The following is a 17283-nucleotide window of genomic DNA, read 5'->3' as shown; positions in this document are numbered from 1 at the left end:
TGATTTTCCAAAAACTATTCGTTTCTCCTTGGAAAGTCAATGCGGGATAGTTCAGGAACTTGATGATCCATCCCTTCCAGGAGCCACGAAACCATGTCCGCCAGCGTTCCTTCTTCTTCGTTTGTCGTACAGCGCAACGGCCAGCCGGTGCCCGCCGCGGACCTGGCCCCGCTCGCCTTCGCCGGCCACGCCCACTTCACGGCCATGCAGGTGCGCGACGGCCGGGTGAGGGGCCTCGACCTCCACCTGGCACGGCTGCGCTTCGCCTCGCAGACCCTGTTCGGCCAGGCGCTGCCCGACGACACGGTGCGCGCCCACCTGCGGGCCGCGCTCGCGGCCGGCCCGGCGGACCTGTCGCTGACGGCCACCGTCTACTCCCCGGCCGGCGAGTTCACCGCGGTCGACGCGGTGCCCGAGGTGCTGATCCGCACCGGCCCACCTTCCAACGGCCCCGCCGGCCCGCTGACCCTGGCCGCGATCGAACACGAGCGCTTCCTGCCGGCCGTGAAGCACGTCGGCGAAGGCGCCAAGACCCAACTGCTGCGCCAGGCCGTCGCGCAGGGTTTCGGCGACGCGGCCTTTCTCGACCGGCACGGCCGGCTCGGCGAGGCGTCGATCTGGAACCTGGCCTTCTGGGACGGCCAGGCGGTGGTGTGGCCCGAAGCCGACGTCCTGGCCGGCACCACGATGGGCATCGTGCGCCGGCAGCTCGAACGCCTCGGTGTCCCGCAGCGCAGCCAGGTGCTGCGGATGGCCGACCTGCCCGCGCTGGCCGGCGCCGTGGTCATGAACTCGTGGACACCGGGCGTGGCGGTGCACCGCATCGGCGACGTGGTGTTGCCGCCAGCGCCGGCTTTCGTGGAACTGCTGCACCGGGCCTATGAGGCCGAGCCGCTCGCGTCGCCTTGAAGGAACCCCCGCGCGCGGACGCTGCGCACCGGCGTGGCCGGGCCTGCGGGGCTACCAGCGAATGCCGAGCTTGACGAACAGCTTCGACAGCACGAACAGCGGACCGACCCAGAGGTACTGGATGTCCTCGAAGAACGAAGGCTTCTTGCCTTCCATCTTGTGGCCGACGAACTGGAAGATCCACGCCACCACGAAGATCGCCGCCGACACCGGCGCCACCGCGGTGCCCATTGCATGCACCGCCACCAGCGCCAGCACCGTGAGCGCCAGCATCGTGACGAGGAAGGCCGGCGAGCGCAGCAGGGCGTAGTACACGAGGCTGGCCGCCACGAAGGCGTAGGCCACCCACGGATGGATCGCGAACAGCAGCCCGACGATGCTCAGCATGATCGCGGGGATGGCCACGAAGTGGATCAGCTCGTTGGTCGGATGGCGGTGGCTCTCCTCGTAGTGGGCGAGCAGGCGGTCGACCTTGCGCTCGCTGGTGGCGAGCGGGGCGGCGGCAGTGTGGGTCATGGCAGGTCTCCGGGGCGCCGTGCGTTGCGGCAAGACGTCCATGGTGCCCACGGCGCCGCGCCGTGGCAAGTGGCGCCAGCCCGGGTCAGGGCGCCATGACTTAGGGCACTGTCGCGCGGGGCTTGCGCCGCTAAGATCAAATCCGTGGCCTCTTTCGACTCCCCCTCCGCACCCCCGCCGCCCCTCACCGACACCGGTGTGCCTGCCGGCGTGTCCGGCGCGATCCTGGTGGTGGACGACCACGACCTGCTGCGCCTGGGCGTGAGTGCGCTGGTGCAGGCCCAGGCCGCCACCTCGGGCGCACGCATCGCGGTGTTCGAGGCCGGCAACATCGCCGACGCGCTCGCGCTCTATGCGGCGAACGAGGCGGCCATCGGCCTCGTGCTGCTCGACCTCGCGCTGCCCGACACGCACGGGCTCAGCGGCCTGGCCGAGTTCCGCCTGCGCTTTCCGGCGGCGCGCGTCGTCGTGCTCTCGGGCACCGCCAACAGCACGCTGGCGCAGGGCGCGCTCGCACTCGGTGCCAGCGCCTTCCTGCCCAAGTCCGCCGACCTGAAGGAGATGGTGGGCTTCATCCGCGCCTGCGGCCTGTTCGAGGCCGACGGCACGCCGCAGCAGCCGCTGCCGCCCGCGTCGCTGCCCAAGTCGCTGTCGGGGTATGCGGAGTTCGCGCACGCCAGCGCCTGGCAGGAACTCACGCCGCGCCAGATGCAGGTGCTGCAGTGGGTGCTCGAAGGCAAGGCGAACAAGGAGATCGCGCAACTGGCCAACCTGAGCGAGGGCACGGTGAAGAACCATGTCTCGACCATCCTGCTGCTGTTCGGCATGCGCTCGCGCGCCCAGCTGATCAGCATGCTGCGTTGAGCGGCGCCACGCTGGCGGGCCGCGGCGACGCCGCCGCCGGCCAGCTGCTCGGCCAGCGCGTGCTGCGCGAGCACGTCGGCTCGGTCTACGACACCTACGGCATTTCCACGCTGACCCACCTGGGCTTCGTGATCGTGTTCGGCTGCATCATCTACTCGCAGCTCAGCGATGCGCGCCTGCTGTTCTGGATGGCGGCGCTGGTGGCGGTCGACATCTACGTGTTCTTCACGCCGCGCTGGACGCCCGACAAGCCGGCCTCCGAGAGCCCGTACTGGGCGCGCAAGATCTCGCGCATGGTCACGCTGGTGAGCATGATCACGGCGGTGGTGCCCTGGTTCATCGTGCCGCACGAGAACCTGCCCATGACCTCGCTGCTGATGGCCGTGATCGTCGGCAGCTGCGCGCGCGCCGCGCAGTCGCTGTGGCCGCTCAAGCCCGCGCTGTTCGGCTACACGCTGCCCATGTCGCTGGGCATGATCATCGCGCTGGCCTGGCAGGGAGACGGCCTGCACCTGTTCCTGGCCGCGGCCGGCTCGGCCTACCTGATGCTCACGCTGCACGCCGGCGTGCGCCAGCACCGGCTGCTGACCGACTCGCTCATGCTGCGCTTCGAGAACGAGGCGCTGGCCGCGCGCCTGGGCGAGCAGATCGCCGCCACCGAACGCGCCAGCGAAGAAAAGACCCGCTTCCTCGGCGCCGCCAGCCACGACCTGCGCCAGCCGCTGCACGCCATCGCGCTGTTCGGCGCCGCGCTCGAGAACGAACTGCGCGGCCGCCCCGAGAGCCGCAACGCCGAACGCCTGATGCGCGCTGTGAACGCGCTGGGCGCCTCGCTCGACACCATGCTCGACGTGTCCCGGCTCGACGCCGGCGTCATCACGCCGTCGCCGCAGCCGGTGGAGCTCGATGCGCTGTTCCTGCCGCTCAACCACACCTTCTCGGCGCAGGCGGAGCAGAAGGAGCTGCAGCTGCGCGTGCGCGCCAGCGGCCTGTGGGTGCGCAGCGATCCGCAGCTGCTGCACCGCATGCTGTCCAACCTGATGGACAACGCCCTCAAGTACACCGTGCAAGGCGGTGTGACCGTGACGGCGCGCGACCGCGGCGACACCGTCTGGATCGAGGTGCGCGACACCGGCATCGGCATCGCGCCCGAGCAGTCGCACCGCATCTTCGAAGAGTTCTACCAGATCGATAACCCGGGCCGCGACCGCGCGCGCGGGCTGGGCATCGGCCTGTCGATCGTGCGTCGCCTGTCGCGCCTGCTGGGCCATCCGGTGCAGATGCATTCGCGCCCGGGCCGCGGCACGCACTTCCGTGTCGTGCTGCCGACCGTGCCGCCGCAGGTCAGCGCGCTCGTGGGACCGTTCCCGGCCGGCAGTGTCGAACTGGCTGCACGTCGGCGCGCGGCCACGCTGCCCGGTCGCGTGCTGCTGATGGACGACGAGCTCGAAATCCGCGAGGCCATGACCGGCCTGCTGCGCTCGCACGCGATCGACGCACACGCCGTCGCCGACGAGGCCGCCGCGGCCGATGCGCTGCACCAGGCCCGCGCCGAGGGCCGGCCCTTCGGCCTGCTGATGTGCGACTACCGCCTGGCCGACGGCGTCGACGGCCTCGACGTGGGCCTGCGCCTGAGTCGGCACCTGGGCACCGAGCTGCCGTTGCTGCTCATCACCGGCGAGACCTCGCCCGACCGCCTGCAGCGCGTGCGCGAGTCGGGCGTGCCCGTGCTGTTCAAGCCCGTGGCGCCCGATGCGCTGCTACAGGCCATGGCAGGGCTCGCAGCGGCGTCGTAGCGTCCCGCACACAGCTTGCGATCGAAAGTGAATACGTTGTAGTTCATTGCGTGCCGATCGATCCGGATGGGCACACATGCAATGACTTTTGGCACTGCCGGGAACATCGGCCCCGTCGTAATTTCGGGTTTCCACGGCGTCGACGGACTGCGGTCCGCGTCGCCACCGAACAAGAATCGACAAGGGAGTGACCATGAATTTCAAACCTGCTGCAGTGGCCGCCGCGACGGCCGCGCTGCTGGCCCTGACGGCGTGCGGAGGTGGAGGCGGCGGTGGTGGCGGTGGCGGTGGCTTCGTGTTGCCGCTGCCCGCACCGGCGCCAGCCCCGGCGCCTGCACCCACACCAGCACCGGCCCCGGCACCAGCACCGAATCCGGGTGCCACCACTTTCCTGTACGAGGGCCTGCCGGCTGCGACCACCGCGTCGGCCTTCTTCGACAGCCTCGCTGCGCAGGGTGCGCGCGGGTTCCGTTTCCTGAGCGGTTTCTCTTTCATGGCCAGCCCGACCACTGTCGATCAGGTCGATGGTTTCGTGAAGACCGTCGATGCGACCTACAGCTACGAGAAGAAGCCGCAGGCCACGTCCAACGCGGACCTGCTGAACCAGCTGAATGAAGCCGGTGCGCGGGGCTTCCAATGGGCGGGCGAGTGGAGCGTCGGTGGCGAGACCTTCTACTTCTACCGCAAGAGCAGCGCCGACACTGCCACCTACAGCTACCGTGTCGAGCTGGCGCCTAAGAGCAAGGCGGACTACCTGGCGCAGGCGAACACCCAAGGCGCGAGCGGCTTTTTCAACCGGACGACCGCATTCATAACCGGAGATCCGGCGGGCACGGTCGCCGTCTATGAGAAGAGCTCGGTTGGCAACGCCACCTTCGCCTACGAGATGGGTGACATCAGCGGTGATCACGCTGGGTACCTTGCGCAATTCAACGAGCGCGGAAGCCGTGGCTTCCGTTTCCGGGGCGAACTCCTCTTTGCGGGGGGCAACGGTGTGCTCTACGCCAAGGACCTGTCGCAGTCGGCGACCTTCAACTTCTATTCGCTCGCACCGAGCACCAACACCACGGCCCTCATCCAGCAGGCGAACGCCGAAGGGGCCAAGAAGGCGGCGCTGCTCGGACACCTGGCGCTGGGCACCAGCGAGCAGAAGGCCTACTACTTCACACCGACCAACTGCAACGCCAGCCCGGTGTGCGGTCCGACGTCACTGTTCGGTTTCTGATTTCCGAAGAGGCACACACGCAGGGGGAAATACAAAGGGAGAAAAAAGAAAGACAGGGAGCTGACGGTCCCCGGCGCGAGTCGGGGACCGTTTTTTTTGACCGAAGCGAACGGCGGCGAAAGCGCCGGTCAGCCCAGGAGCGCCTGCGCGAACTCGCGGGCGTTGAAGGTCTCGAGGTCTTCGAGCTTTTCGCCCACGCCGATGAAGTACACCGGAATCGGCCGCTCGCGCGCGATGGCGCACAGCACGCCGCCCTTGGCAGTGCCGTCGAGCTTGGTCACGATGAGGCCCGTGAGGCCCAGCGTCTCGTCGAAAGCCCTGACTTGCGCCAGCGCGTTCTGGCCGGTGTTGCCGTCGATCACCAGCAGCACCTCGTGCGGCGCGGTGGCGTCGGCCTTGGTGACGACGCGCTTGATCTTCTTGAGCTCGTCCATCAGGTGCAGCTGCGTCGGCAGGCGGCCGGCCGTGTCGACCAGCACGACGTCCTTGCCGCGCGCCTTGCCGGCGTTCACGGCGTCGAAGCTCACGGCCGACGGGTCGCCGCCTTCGTTGCTCACGATCTCGACGGTGTTGCGGTCGGCCCAGACCAGCAGCTGCTCGCGCGCCGCCGCCCGGAAGGTGTCGGCCGCGGCCAGCAGCACCGAGGCGCCCTCGGTGGCCAGGTGCTTGGTGAGCTTGCCGATGGAGGTGGTCTTGCCCGCGCCGTTGACGCCGGCCACCATGATCACGGTGGGCGTGTACTCGCCGATGACCAGTGGCTTCTCCAGCGGCTTGAGCAGGTCGGTGACGGCATCGGCCAGCAGGCGCTTGACCTGCGAGGCGTCGGTGGCCATCTGGCGCTTGACGCGCACCTTCAGGTCGTCGAGCAGGAACTCTGTGGCCTTGACGCCGGTGTCGGCCATGAGCAGCGCCGATTCGAGCTCTTCATACAGCGCGTCGTCGATCTGCGCGTTGACGAACACGGCCTGGATGCCGGTGCCGGTCTTGCGCAGGCCGGTCTTGAGCTTGTCGAACCAGCTCTTGCGCTCGGTGGCGATGGGGGCCGGCTCGACGACGGCGACAGGCGCGGGAGGCGGTGCGGGCACGGGCGCCGGAGGGGGCGGCGGTGGCGCGATGACGGGAGCGGGTGCAGGAATGGGGGCGGGCGCTGCCGCAGGGATCGGCGCAGGTGCGGCGACCGGAACTGGCGCGGGCGCCGGCGCCACCACGGGCGCGGCCGGTGCCGGCTCGGGGGCCGGCGCAGGTGTGGGTGCGGGTGCGGGAACAGGCGCTTCCGCTGCCGGCTTCGACCCGAACCAGCTCGACGGCGAGAACACCGAGCGTGCCGGTGCGGGTTCCGCGGCCGGGGGCGGCGCGGGTTCGGCGGTCGGCGGCGGGGCCGGTGTCACCGGGGCATCGGCAGGTGGTTTTTTCTTGAAGAAACTGAACATCGGGAGCTTTTTACAATCCGACCCATTCTATGAAACACCTCTCGCCACGCCGCGCTGCGTCTGGTGCGGTGCTGGCCCTGGCGCTTTCGGCGCTGTGGACCGTGCCCGCGCAGGCCCAGTCCACCCCCGCTCCCGCCGCGTCGACCCCTGCCGCCGCGGCCCCGGGCCCCCAGCAATTCACCCTCGCCAACGGCATGACCGTGATCGTGCAGACCGACCGGCGCTCGCCGACCGCGGTGCAGATGGTCTGGGTGCGGGTCGGTTCCATGGACGAGGTCGACGGCACCACGGGCGTGGCGCACGTGCTGGAGCACATGCTGTTCAAGGGCACGAAGAGCGTGCCGGCCGGCGAGTTCTCGCGCCGCGTGGCGGCGCTGGGCGGCCAGGAAAACGCCTTCACCATGCGCGACGCCACCGGCTACTACCAGCAGATCCCGGTCGGCAGCCTCGAACAGGTGATGAAGCTCGAATCGGACCGCTTCGCCAATAACCAGTGGCCCGACGACGAGTTCAAGCGCGAGATCGAGGTGGTCAAGGAAGAGCGCCGCCTGCGCACCGACGACCAGCCGCGCGCCCTGCTCGGCGAGCAGCAGAGCGCGGCCGTCTTCACCGCGTCGCCGTACCGCCGCCCGGTGGTGGGCTGGATGAGCGACCTCGAATCGATGACGCCCGCCGACGCGCGCGCCTTCTTCCAGCGCTGGTACGTGCCGGCCAACGCCGTGCTCGTGGTGGCCGGCGACGTCGACGTGGCGCGCGTGCGCGCGCTGGCCGAGAAGTACTACGGCAGCATCCCCGCGCGCGCCGTGCCGGAGCGCAAGCCGCGCACCGAGCCCGCGCAGCGCGGCATCCGCCGCCTCGAATTCAAGGCCCCGGCCGAGCAGGCGTACGTGTCGCTCGCCTTCCGCGTGCCGCAGCTCACGAACATCGACGACGCCAACAGCGACGCCTGGGCGCTGGTGGTGCTCTCGGCCGTGCTCGACGGCTACGCCGGCGCGCGGCTCGACCGCGCCCTCACGCAGGGCCCCGGCCGCGTGGCCGATTCGGCCGGCGCGTACGCGGGTTTCATCGGCCGCGGTCCGCAGCTGTTCATGCTCGACGGCGTGCCGGCCGCCGGCAAGACCGCCGAGACCGTCGAGGCCGCGCTGCGCGCCCAGGTGGCGCGCGTGGCGAAAGAGGGCGTCGGCGAGGCCGAGCTGGCTCGCGTCAAGACGCAGTGGGTGGCGAGCGAGACCTACAAGCGCGATTCGGTGATGGCGCAGGCACGCGAACTCGGCAGCAACTGGATCCAGGGCCTGCCGCTGGACGCCAGCGAGCGCATCGTCGCCCGGCTGCAGGCCGTGACGGCGGCGCAGGTACAGGCCGTGGCCGCCAAGTATTTCGGCGATGACCAGCTCACGGTCGCCACGCTGCGGCCCCTGCCGCCCGAACCCAAGCGCGGCCGCGGCTTCGCAGCCCCCGTGGGCGAGATGCGCTGAAAGGCACCGGATTCCCTCATGAAGAAACTCCACAAGATTGCAAGCACCGCCCTCCTGGCGGGCATCACCGCGCTGTTCGGCATGGGCAGCGCGCAGGCCGCGCTGCCCATCCAGCACTGGACGCTGGCCAACGGCGCCAAGGTGTACCTGGTGTCGACCAACGCGCTGCCGATCGTCGACGTGCAGATCGACTTCGACGCCGGCAGCCGGCGCGACCCGGCCGCGCAGGCCGGGCTGGCCAGCACCAGCGCCGCGATGGTCGAGAAGGGCGTGCGCGCCGGACGCAACGGCGAGCCCGCGCTCGACCAGAATGCGCTGGGCGAGGCCTGGGCCGACCTGGGCGCCAGCTTCGACGTGAGCGCGGGCACCGACCGCACCAGCTACACGCTGCGCACGCTGTCCGACCCGGCGCTGCTGACCAAGGCCGTGGCGCTGGCCGCGCGCGAGATCGGCGAGCCCTCGTTCCCCGACGACATCTGGCCGCGCGAACGCGAGCGCATCAACGCCGCCATCAAGGAAGCCAACACCAAGCCCGCCACCGTCGTCGGCCGCGCTTTCGCGCAGGCCGTGTACGGCACACATCCCTACGGCCAGGAAGTGACCGAAGCCACGCTGGCGCGCATCGACACCGCCGCCATGCGCCAGCGCTACGAGCAGCTGATCCTGCCGTGCCGCGCCAAGCTCAGCATCGTGGGCGCGGTCACGCGCGCCGAGGCCGAGGCGCTCGCGACCACGCTGCTGTCGCGCCTGCCCAGCCCCGCCGCCTGCGCACCGCTGCCGGCCATCGCGCCGGTGGTGGCGCTCACGGCGCCGAAGGACGAGCGCATTGCGTTCGACTCGGCGCAGGCCCATGTCTTCATCGGCCAGCCCGGCTACCCGCGTCAGGACCCGGACCACTTCGCGCTCACGCTCGGCAACTACGTGCTCGGCGGCGGCGGCTTTGTCTCGCGGCTGACCGAAGAGGTGCGCGAGAAGCGCGGCCTGGCCTACAGCGTGTACAGCGGCTTTGCGCCGGGGCTCGACGCGGGCGCCTTCCGCATCGGCTTCCAGACCCGGCCCGACCAGGCCGAGGCGGCGACGAAGGTCTCGCGCGACGTGCTCGCGAAGTTCGTGGCCGAAGGCCCGACCGAGAAGGAGCTGAAGGCCGCCAAGGACAACCTGATCGGCGGCTTCCCGCTGCTGCTGGACAGCAACCGCAAGCTGATCGGCAACGTCGCCAACATCGCCTGGTACGGCCTGCCGCTGGACTACCTCGACACCTGGACCGCGCGCATGAACGCCGTCACGGCCGCCGACATCCAGGCCGCATTCGCCCGCAAGCTGCAGCCGCAGCGCATGGTGACGGTGGTGGTGGGCGGCAAGCAGGCCGCCGCGGCGCAGTAAGAAAAGTTCAGGCCAGCGCGTGCGGCCCGCTGCGCGCGGCCTCGCGCACCGCGGCGCCGAGCTGCGCCAGCAGGCGCGGCGCCGCGCGGGCGTGCTGCCAGTACAGCGGCACCGGCAACGTCGCGCTGGGCACCAGTTCCACCAGCGTGCCGTCGCGCAGCGCATCGGCCACCATGCTGGTCGGGTGCATGCCCCAGCCGATGCCGCGGCAGGCCGCCTCCACGAAGGCGGCGGGCGAGGGCACCCAGTGGCGCGGCGTCTCCACGTTGCGGTGGCAGATGCGGCGCACCCAGCGCGCCTGCAGCCGGTCCTTGCGGTCGAACACCAGGTTCGGCGCGGCGGCCAGCGTGCGCGCGCCCACGCCCTTGGCGAAATGGCGTTCCACGAAACCGGGGCTCGCGGCGGCCACGTAGTGCACCGTGCCCAGCGCCTCGCTGTTGCAGCCCGTGACCGGCTGGGCCAGCGCGGTCACGGCCGCCAGCACCGCGCCGCTGCGCAGCCGCTCGGCCGTGTGGTCCTGATCGTCGGCCGTGAGGTCGAGCAGGGCGTCGGGCGCCTGCGCGGCGAAGGCGGCGGCGCCCGCCATGAACCAGGTCGCGAGGCTGTCGGCGTTGACCGCCACCCGCACCGTGACCCGCTCGTGCGCCTCGCCGCTGCCCATGCCCAGCGCGGGCAGGGCCTCGCGCAGCTCGTGCTCCAGCATGCCCACGCGCTCGACATGCCGGCACAGCTGCAGGCCAGCCTCGGTCGCCACGCAGGGCTGGCCGCGCACCAGCAGCGCGCCGCCGGTGCGTTCCTCGAGCAGCTTCACGCGCTGCGACACCGCCGAGGGCGTGACGTGCAGCGCGCGGGCGGCGCGCTCGAAACTGCCTTCGCGCACCACGGCGGCAAGGGCGTGCAGGGCGGCGTAGTCGAGCATGGTTGTGAATGAAGTAAAACTGAATCGGCGTTAGAAAGTTTAGTTTGATTGAATCGGCTGCGGACGGCAAGCTCGGACCATGACCGCCGTTCACGCCTCCACCGCTTTCCTCAACGGGCTCTTCATGAGCCTGGTGCTCATCGTCGCCATCGGCGCCCAGAACGCGTACGTGCTGCGCCAGGGCTTGCGCCGCGAGCACGTGAGCGCGGTGGTGCTGTTCTGCGCCGTCTGCGACGCGGTGCTGGTCGCCGCCGGCGTGGCCGGCATGGCGCAGGCGCTGAAGGGGCGGCCGATGCTGGCGACGCTGCTCGCGGGCTTCGGCGCGGCCTTTCTCTGCGGCTACGGCCTGCGCGCGCTGTGGCGCTCGCGCCAGCCGGGCGCGCTGCAGACGGTGGCGCAGGGCGCTTCGCGCTCGCGTGCCGCGGTGGTTGCGCAGGCCGCCGGCTTCACGCTGCTGAACCCGCACGTCTACCTGGACACCGTGCTGCTCGTGGGCACGGCCGGGGCGCAGTACCCGGGCCTGCTCAAGGCCTGGTTCGTGGCCGGGTCGACGCTGGCCAGCGTGCTGTGGTTCACCGCGCTGGGCTTCGGCGCGCGCCTGCTGGCGCCGGTGTTCGCACGGCCGCGCGCCTGGCAGATGCTCGATGCGCTCATCGGCGGCACGATGCTCGTGCTGGCGGTGCTGCTGGCGCGTCGCGCGTTCATGGGCTACTGAGTGAAGGGGGGCCAGCTGCAGCGTTAAGCTCGCCGCATGCCCCAGAAGCCCCCGAAGAAGAACGCCGCCGCGCCCATTGCGCGCGCCCCCGCCGCCAAGCGCCCGTCGCGGCCCAGCGAGGTCCGCATCATCGGCGGCGAATGGAAGCGCACCCGCCTGGCCGTGGCCGACAAGCCCGGCCTGCGCCCCACGCCCGACCGCGTGCGCGAAACGCTGTTCAACTGGCTCGCGAGCCTGGCCGGCGTGGGCGGCGGTGCCTTGCCGGGCTGGCACTGCATCGACGCCTTCGCGGGCACCGGCGCGCTCGGCCTCGAAGCCGCCTCGCGCGGCGCGGCCCACGTGCTGCTGTGCGAGCAGGACGCCGCGCTGGTCGCCCAGCTGCAGGCCGCCAAGGCCAAGCTCTCGGCCGAGGCCGTGCGCGTGGAACGCGGCAACGGCGTCACCGCGCTCGAACGCGCGGCAGCGGGCAGCCTGCAGGCGGTGTTTCTCGATCCGCCCTTCGACAACCTCGCGCTGTACGAGCCGGCCCTGCGCGCCGCCGCGCGCGCGCTGCATGCCGACGGCGCGATCTACCTGGAGGCGCCGCGCCGCTGGGCCGCCGAGGAGCTCGCCGCGCTGGGCCTGGCCGAATTCCGCTACCTGAAGGCCGGCGCCGTGCATGCCCATCTGCTGCGCCGCGCCGTGTCCGTGCCTGCATAATCCGCCGGACAAGCCGCACCGGCAGCATGAGGAAGAAGCAACCATGGCCAGCAACGTGATCGCGGTTTATCCCGGCACTTTCGACCCCATCACCCTCGGTCACGAGGACGTGGTGCGGCGTGCAACCCAACTCTTCTCCAAGGTGATCGTCGCCGTCGCGGCGGGCCACCACAAGAAGGCGCTGTTCACGCTCTCCGAGCGCATGGACATGGCCCGCGAGGCGGTGAAGCCCTACAGCGACCAGGTGACGGTCGAGAGCTTCTCGGGCCTGCTGCGCGACTTCGTCGTCGCGCGCGGCGGCAAGGCCATGGTGCGCGGCCTGCGCGCCGTGACCGACTTCGACTACGAGTTCCAGCTCGCCGGCATGAACCGCTCGCTGATGCCCGACGTCGAGACCGTGTTCCTGACCCCGAGCGACAAGTACCAGTTCATCTCCAGCACCTTCGTGCGCGAGATCGCCATGCTCGGCGGCGAGGTCAACAAGTTCGTCTCGCCGAACGTCGAGCAGCAGCTCACGGCCAAGGTTCGCAGCCTCGGCCGTGAATAAGCACTCCCCCAGTCTTCGCGCACTTCGTGTCGCTTCGCCAACCCCCTCGCCGGGGGCAACACCAGCGGCCCGGCAAAGCCGGTTCCGCGGTGTTCCGCGAAGAGACCTGCGGCTCGCCGCGGCGAGTGTCGTGAGGTGAACAACACCCCCTTGCCCCGCCTGCATCCGCTGGGCGATGCGGCGCTGGTGTGCGACCTGCCCGCGCCCGCCACGCTGGCGCAGCAGCAGCGCATCTGGGCGCTGGCCGCCGAGGTGCTGGCCTGGCCCGGCGTCGGCGAAGCGCTGCCGGGCATGAACAACCTCACGCTGACCTTTGACCCGACCGCCGTGGCGTTCGAGGAACTCGCGGCGCGCGTGCTCCAGGCCTGGCCGGGGCTCGCGGCCCATGCCGCCGAAGGGCGACGCATCGAGATTCCCGTGGCCTACGGCGGCGAGCACGGCCCCGACCTGGCCGACGTGGCGGCCCACACCGGGCTGTCGGCGGCCGAGGTGGTGCGACGCCACAGCGGCGGCGACTACGTGGTCTACCTGCTCGGCTTCCTGCCGGGCTTTGCCTTCATGGGCGGGCTGGCGCCCGAACTCGCGACACCGCGCCGCGCCGAACCACGCACCGCCGTGCCCGCGCGCTCGGTCGGCATCGGCGGCGAGCAGACCGGCATCTATCCGCTGGTGTCGCCGGGCGGCTGGCAGCTCATCGGGCGCACGCCGCTCGAGCTGTTCGATCCCTCGGCGGAATCACCTACGCTGCTGCGCCCCGGCGACCGCGTGCGCTTCGTCGTCGAAAGCCTGCAGACATGATCCTCGTGCGCAAACCCGGCGTGCATGCCTCGGTGCAGGACCTCGGGCGGCCCGGCCTGCGCCAGCTCGGCATCTGCCCGGGCGGCGCGCTCGACATGCTCGCGCTCACGCTGGCGAACCGGCTGGCCGGCAACGCCGACGCGGCGGCGGGCATCGAATTCACCATGGGCGGCTGCGAGCTGCAGTTCGAAGTCGACACCCGCATCGCGCTCACCGGCGACGACTTCGGCGCCACGCTCGACGGCGTGCCGCTGTGGCCCTGCTGGAGCGTGCCCGTGCGCGCCGGCCAGACCTTGCGCCTGGCCGGCGCCAACGCGCCCGGCACGCCGAAGGCCGGCCTGCGCAGCTGGCTCGCGGTGGCCGGCGGCATCGACGTGGCGCCCGTGCTCGGCTCGCGCAGTACCGACCTCAAGGCCGGCTTCGGCGGTCACGAGGGCCGCGCGCTGCGCAAGGGCGACCGGCTCGCGCTGGGGGCTTCGCGCCTCGGTGCAGACCAGAACGCGCGCCGTCCCTTCGGCCTGCGTGCGCCCGACTGGGGCACGGCCGAGCCCGACGGCGCGCTCGCGCTGCGCGTGCTGCCCGGTCCCGAGTTCGACCTGTTCACGCCCGACGCGCAGGCGCTGCTGTGGAACGAGCGCTGGCGCATCACGCCGCAAAGCAACCGCATGGGCAGCCGGCTCGCCGGCGCCGAGCTGCAGCGCAAGGCGGGCGGCGACATGCTGTCTTCGGGCGTGATCCCCGGCACGATCCAGGTGCCGCCTTCGGGCCAGCCGATCATCCTCATGGGCGACGCGCAGACCACCGGTGGCTACCCGCGCATCGGCGTGGTGATCCGCGCCGACCTCTGGAAGCTCGCGCAGGCGCCGCTGGGTGGCCGGCTGCGGCTGGTGCGCACCGACCTGTCGCACGCGCTCGCGGCCTGGGCTGCGCAGCAGCGTTACCTGGCGCAGGTGGCGCAGGGGCTCGCCGCTGCGGGCTGGCCCGGCGCGGCCTAGACTGTGGCCTGAAGCAGGTGGCTCCCGCACCTGCCCCCGAGACGGAGAACACCCCATGCAGATCGACCTGAACGCCGACCTCGGCGAAGGCGCCGGCAGCGACGAAGCGCTGCTCGGCCTCGTGAGTTCCGCCAACATCGCCTGCGGCTGGCACGCGGGCGATGCCAAGACGATGCAGCAGTGCGTGCGCTGGGCCATGGCGCACGGCGTGGCGATCGGCGCGCACCCGAGCTTTCCCGACCGCGAGAACTTCGGCCGCAGCACCATGCACCTGCCGCCCGAGGAGATCGTCGCGAACGTGCTCTACCAGGTCGGCGCGCTGGCCGCGATCGTCAAGGCCGAGGGCGGCCGGCTCGCGCACGTGAAGCCGCACGGCCAGCTCTACAACCAGGCGGTGAAAGAACCCGAGCTGGCCGAGGCGTTGTGCGAGGCGGTGCGCCGCTTCGACCCTTCGCTCAAGTTCTTCGGCCTGGCCGGCAGCAACATGATCGACGCGGCCCGCCGCGCCGGCCTGCAGCCCGTCGAAGAAGTGTTCGCCGACCGCGGCTACATGCCCGACGGCAGCCTCGTGCCGCGCAGCCAGCCCGGCGCGCTCATCGAGAGCGAAGAACAGTCGTTGGCGCAGACGCTGTCGCTGGTGCGCGACCACCGCGTGGTCGCCATCGACGGCAGCACCGTGGCGGTCAACGCCCAGAGCGTGTGCCTGCACGGTGACGGCGCGCACGCGCTGGCTTTCGCGCGGCGCATCCGCGAGCGGCTGCAGCAGGAAGGCATCGACATTCGCGCGATGGCCTGAACAGGATGCCGGCGAAGCGCGCCTCTCCCAACGTCCTGCTGACGGGCTTCGAGCCCTTCGAGCAGGAGCTGCTCAACCCGTCGTGGGAAGCGGTGCGCACGCTCGACGGCTGGAAGTGCGGCCGCGCCACCGTGCATGCGCGCCTCGTGCCCTGCGTCTTCGGCGAGGCGCTCACCGCGCTCGACCGCGCGATGGACGAGCTCCAGCCGATGCTGGTGATCTGCATCGGCCAGGCCGGTGGCCGCGCCGAGTTCACGCCGGAGCGCATCGCCATCAACGTCGACGACGCCCGCGTGCCCGACAACCTCGGCCGCCAGCCGATCGATGTGCCGGTGGTGCCCGGCGCGCCTGCGGCCTACTTCTCGAGCCTGCCCGTGAAGGCCATCGTGCGCGAACTGCGCGCGGGCGGCGTGCCGGCCTCGGTGTCGAACAGTGCGGGCACCTTCGTGTGCAACCACCTCTTCTACGGGCTGATGCACCGCATCGCGACGCATCCGTCGGCGAAGGGCGCGCGCGGCGGCTTCATCCACATTCCCTACCTGCCCGCGCAGGCGGCGCGCTTTCCGGGCGCGCCGAGCATGGCGCTCGAGACGCTGGTCGATGCGTTGCGCATCACCGTGAATACCGCGCTCGCTGTGAAGCAGGACGTCGCGGAAACCGGCGGCCAGCTGCACTGACCGGGGCTCTCAAGCGCTGGGGAAGTGCTTGCCCAGCCAGGCGTTGAGCGCCGTGTTGACGAACGCAGGTTTTTCCATCGTCAGCATGTGACCGCATTGCGGCACCCACACCACCTCGGCGCGCGGCAGCAGCGCCGCCATCTCGCGCGTGCATTCGGGCGGCGCGAGGCGGTCGTCGTCGCCGCACATCAGCAGCACCGGCGCGCGCAGCAGGGCCAGGTGCGTGCGCGCATCGGGGCGGCGCATCACGGCATGGTTCTGGCGGATGAGCTGGGCCGCGCCGGCGCCGAGCACGATGTCCAGGTAGCGCTGCACCAGCGCCGGGTTGGCGGCCTGCGCGGGATGGAAGGCGAAGGCGACGTTGGGCTCGATGATCTCGCGCACCTCGCCCCGCTCGAACCATTCGATGGCGCCTTCGCGCAGCGCGAACATGTCGGGCGTCTCGGGCCGCGCGCTGGTGCCCAGCAGCATCAACCCGGCGATGCGCTCGGGCGCCTGGCGCGCTGCTTCCATCGCGACCATGCCGCCCATCGAGGCTCCGCACAGCACCAGCGGGCCGTCGTGCTCGCGCAGCACGGCACTGGCCATGCCTTCGATGGTGTCGTGGCGCGTCTGGACGTCGCTCACGCGGGCGCCGAAGGCGGCGGGAAGTGCGGGCAACTGGGCCTCCCAGAGGCGTTCGTCGCAGGCAAGGCCGGGCAGCAGGACAAGATGAGGCATGCGCCGATTTTGCGCGATCGGACGCGCCCGGCGCACGGCCCGTACGCGGTGGCGACCGTGCAACAGCGGGTTGGCACGAAGCCGCCGTGTCATGCACTCGGGGGACAATGCATGCAATGTCCACCACCACCCCCGACTCCGCCCCCACCGACCTCATCCTGATCCGCCACGGCGAAACCGCCTGGAACCGCGAGCTGCGCTTCCAGGGCCACGCGGACGTCCCGCTCAACGACATCGGCCACGAGCAGGCACGCCGCCTCGGCCTGCGGCTCGCGGGCGAGACGGCACGGCACCTCATCAGCAGCGACCTCATGCGCGCCCAGCAGACCGCGGCGCCCGCGGCGCAGCAGCTGGCGCTGCCGGTCGTCACCTCGGTGGCGCTGCGCGAGCAGCACTTCGGCGTGGTCGAGGGCCTGCGGGCCGACGAGATCCAGAGCCAGCATCCGCGCGCCTGGGAAGAGTGGCTGGAGTTCCGCGAAGACCACGCCATGCCGCAGGGCGAGAGCGCGCGCGAGTTCCATGCGCGCGTGATCGGCGCGCTCGGCGCCGTCGCCGCCGCGCACCGCGGCCAGCGCCTGATCGTCGTCACGCACGGCGGCGTGCTCGACATGGTGTGGCGCACCGCGCGCGGCCTGAGCCTCAGCGGCCCGCGCCAGAGCGAGATCCCGAACGCGGGCTTCAACCGCATCCGCATCGCCGACCCGGCCGCGCCGGACGCCATCGAGATCGTCGAGTGGGCCGACACGCGCCACCTTGTCGATATGCCGCCGCAGCCGACCTATGACCAGCGGCGGCACCTGAAGAAAGACTGATCTCTCG

The 17283-nt window shown here is 71.1% G+C and carries 18 protein-coding genes; 14 read left to right on the top strand and 4 right to left on the bottom strand.

Annotation, left to right across the window (positions count from 1 at the left end):
• The first annotated feature begins 93 nt into the window (after positions 1-93).
• Positions 94-909 (top strand): aminotransferase class IV family protein, encoded by an 816-nt coding sequence (locus tag AC07SQ_RS08665; protein WP_495272116.1) that lies wholly within the window; start codon positions 94-96, stop codon positions 907-909.
• A 51-nt stretch (positions 910-960) separates the two neighbouring features.
• Here AC07SQ_RS08665 and AC07SQ_RS08660 read toward each other — a convergent pair whose 3' ends face one another.
• Entirely contained in the window at positions 961-1425 is a 465-nt protein-coding gene (locus tag AC07SQ_RS08660) for an Mpo1 family 2-hydroxy fatty acid dioxygenase (RefSeq protein ID WP_095746687.1), read from the bottom strand.
• A 144-nt stretch (positions 1426-1569) separates the two neighbouring features.
• Here AC07SQ_RS08660 and AC07SQ_RS08655 point away from each other — a divergent pair, with 144 nt between their 5' ends.
• The 3 genes from AC07SQ_RS08655 to AC07SQ_RS08645 all read left to right on the top strand — a co-directional run bounded on the left by AC07SQ_RS08655 (position 1570) and on the right by AC07SQ_RS08645 (position 5310).
• The gene (locus AC07SQ_RS08655) at positions 1570-2289 is read left to right on the top strand and encodes a response regulator transcription factor (protein WP_495272117.1); all 720 of its coding nucleotides are present in this window, start codon (positions 1570-1572) and stop codon (positions 2287-2289) included.
• Positions 2286-4085, top strand: coding sequence for a hybrid sensor histidine kinase/response regulator (locus AC07SQ_RS08650; RefSeq protein WP_495272118.1), 1800 nt, complete (start codon positions 2286-2288; stop codon positions 4083-4085). Before AC07SQ_RS08655 ends, AC07SQ_RS08650 begins: the two co-directional genes overlap by 4 nt.
• A gap of 193 nt (positions 4086-4278) precedes the next feature.
• The gene (locus tag AC07SQ_RS08645) at positions 4279-5310 is read left to right on the top strand and encodes a hypothetical protein (protein ID WP_495272119.1); all 1032 of its coding nucleotides are present in this window, start codon (positions 4279-4281) and stop codon (positions 5308-5310) included.
• A gap of 128 nt (positions 5311-5438) precedes the next feature.
• On the opposite strand, the gene ftsY is transcribed toward AC07SQ_RS08645, so the two are convergent.
• Positions 5439-6740: a signal recognition particle-docking protein FtsY gene (gene ftsY, locus AC07SQ_RS08640; RefSeq protein WP_495272120.1), complete on the bottom strand. Its 1302-nt coding sequence runs from the start codon at positions 6738-6740 to the stop codon at positions 5439-5441.
• 29 nt (positions 6741-6769) lie between these two features.
• Between ftsY and AC07SQ_RS08635 the strand changes: the two genes are divergently transcribed.
• Both AC07SQ_RS08635 and AC07SQ_RS08630 read left to right on the top strand, forming a co-directional pair.
• A complete protein-coding gene (locus AC07SQ_RS08635; RefSeq protein ID WP_307589393.1) occupies positions 6770-8215 on the top strand; it encodes a M16 family metallopeptidase in 1446 nt (481 codons plus the stop codon).
• A gap of 18 nt (positions 8216-8233) precedes the next feature.
• Positions 8234-9598, top strand: coding sequence for a M16 family metallopeptidase (locus tag AC07SQ_RS08630; RefSeq protein WP_495272121.1), 1365 nt, complete (start codon positions 8234-8236; stop codon positions 9596-9598).
• Positions 9599-9605: 7 nt separating this feature from the next.
• Here the strand turns inward: AC07SQ_RS08630 and AC07SQ_RS08625 are convergent, their stop codons facing one another.
• Positions 9606-10517 (bottom strand): LysR family transcriptional regulator ArgP, encoded by a 912-nt coding sequence (locus tag AC07SQ_RS08625; RefSeq protein WP_495272122.1) that lies wholly within the window; start codon positions 10515-10517, stop codon positions 9606-9608.
• 79 nt (positions 10518-10596) lie between these two features.
• Between AC07SQ_RS08625 and AC07SQ_RS08620 the strand changes: the two genes are divergently transcribed.
• The 7 genes from AC07SQ_RS08620 to pcp all read left to right on the top strand — a co-directional run bounded on the left by AC07SQ_RS08620 (position 10597) and on the right by pcp (position 15744).
• Positions 10597-11232, top strand: a complete 636-nt coding sequence (locus tag AC07SQ_RS08620) for a LysE/ArgO family amino acid transporter (RefSeq protein ID WP_495272123.1) — start codon at positions 10597-10599, stop codon at positions 11230-11232.
• 36 nt (positions 11233-11268) lie between these two features.
• Positions 11269-11931, top strand: a complete 663-nt coding sequence (locus AC07SQ_RS08615) for an RsmD family RNA methyltransferase (protein WP_070061980.1) — start codon at positions 11269-11271, stop codon at positions 11929-11931.
• 43 nt (positions 11932-11974) lie between these two features.
• A complete protein-coding gene (gene coaD, locus AC07SQ_RS08610; RefSeq protein WP_062481439.1) occupies positions 11975-12478 on the top strand; it encodes a pantetheine-phosphate adenylyltransferase in 504 nt (167 codons plus the stop codon).
• A 150-nt stretch (positions 12479-12628) separates the two neighbouring features.
• Positions 12629-13276, top strand: a complete 648-nt coding sequence (gene pxpB, locus AC07SQ_RS08605; RefSeq protein WP_070062022.1) for a 5-oxoprolinase subunit PxpB — start codon at positions 12629-12631, stop codon at positions 13274-13276.
• Positions 13273-14271: a 5-oxoprolinase subunit C family protein gene (locus AC07SQ_RS08600; protein WP_492731064.1), complete on the top strand. Its 999-nt coding sequence runs from the start codon at positions 13273-13275 to the stop codon at positions 14269-14271. The genes pxpB and AC07SQ_RS08600 overlap by 4 nt, the downstream gene beginning before the upstream one ends.
• A 55-nt stretch (positions 14272-14326) precedes the next feature.
• Entirely contained in the window at positions 14327-15067 is a 741-nt protein-coding gene (gene pxpA / locus AC07SQ_RS08595; protein ID WP_495272124.1) for a 5-oxoprolinase subunit PxpA, read from the top strand.
• Positions 15068-15072: 5 nt separating this feature from the next.
• Positions 15073-15744 carry a pyroglutamyl-peptidase I gene (pcp, locus tag AC07SQ_RS08590; RefSeq protein ID WP_495272125.1) on the top strand — a complete coding sequence of 224 codons (672 nt, stop codon included), beginning with the start codon at positions 15073-15075 and terminating at the stop codon, positions 15742-15744.
• A 9-nt stretch (positions 15745-15753) separates the two neighbouring features.
• Here pcp and AC07SQ_RS08585 read toward each other — a convergent pair whose 3' ends face one another.
• Complete coding sequence (locus AC07SQ_RS08585; RefSeq protein WP_174543705.1) at positions 15754-16464, bottom strand: alpha/beta fold hydrolase; 711 nt, start codon at positions 16462-16464, stop codon at positions 15754-15756.
• A gap of 116 nt (positions 16465-16580) precedes the next feature.
• Here AC07SQ_RS08585 and AC07SQ_RS08580 point away from each other — a divergent pair, with 116 nt between their 5' ends.
• Complete coding sequence (locus AC07SQ_RS08580; RefSeq protein WP_495272126.1) at positions 16581-17276, top strand: histidine phosphatase family protein; 696 nt, start codon at positions 16581-16583, stop codon at positions 17274-17276.
• Positions 17277-17283 lie beyond the last annotated feature (7 nt).

Source organism: Variovorax sp. GW821-FHT06D12 (assembly GCF_059419205.1).
Note: the sequence above shows the minus strand (reverse complement) of the source record. Positions and strands in the feature narration are given on the sequence as shown.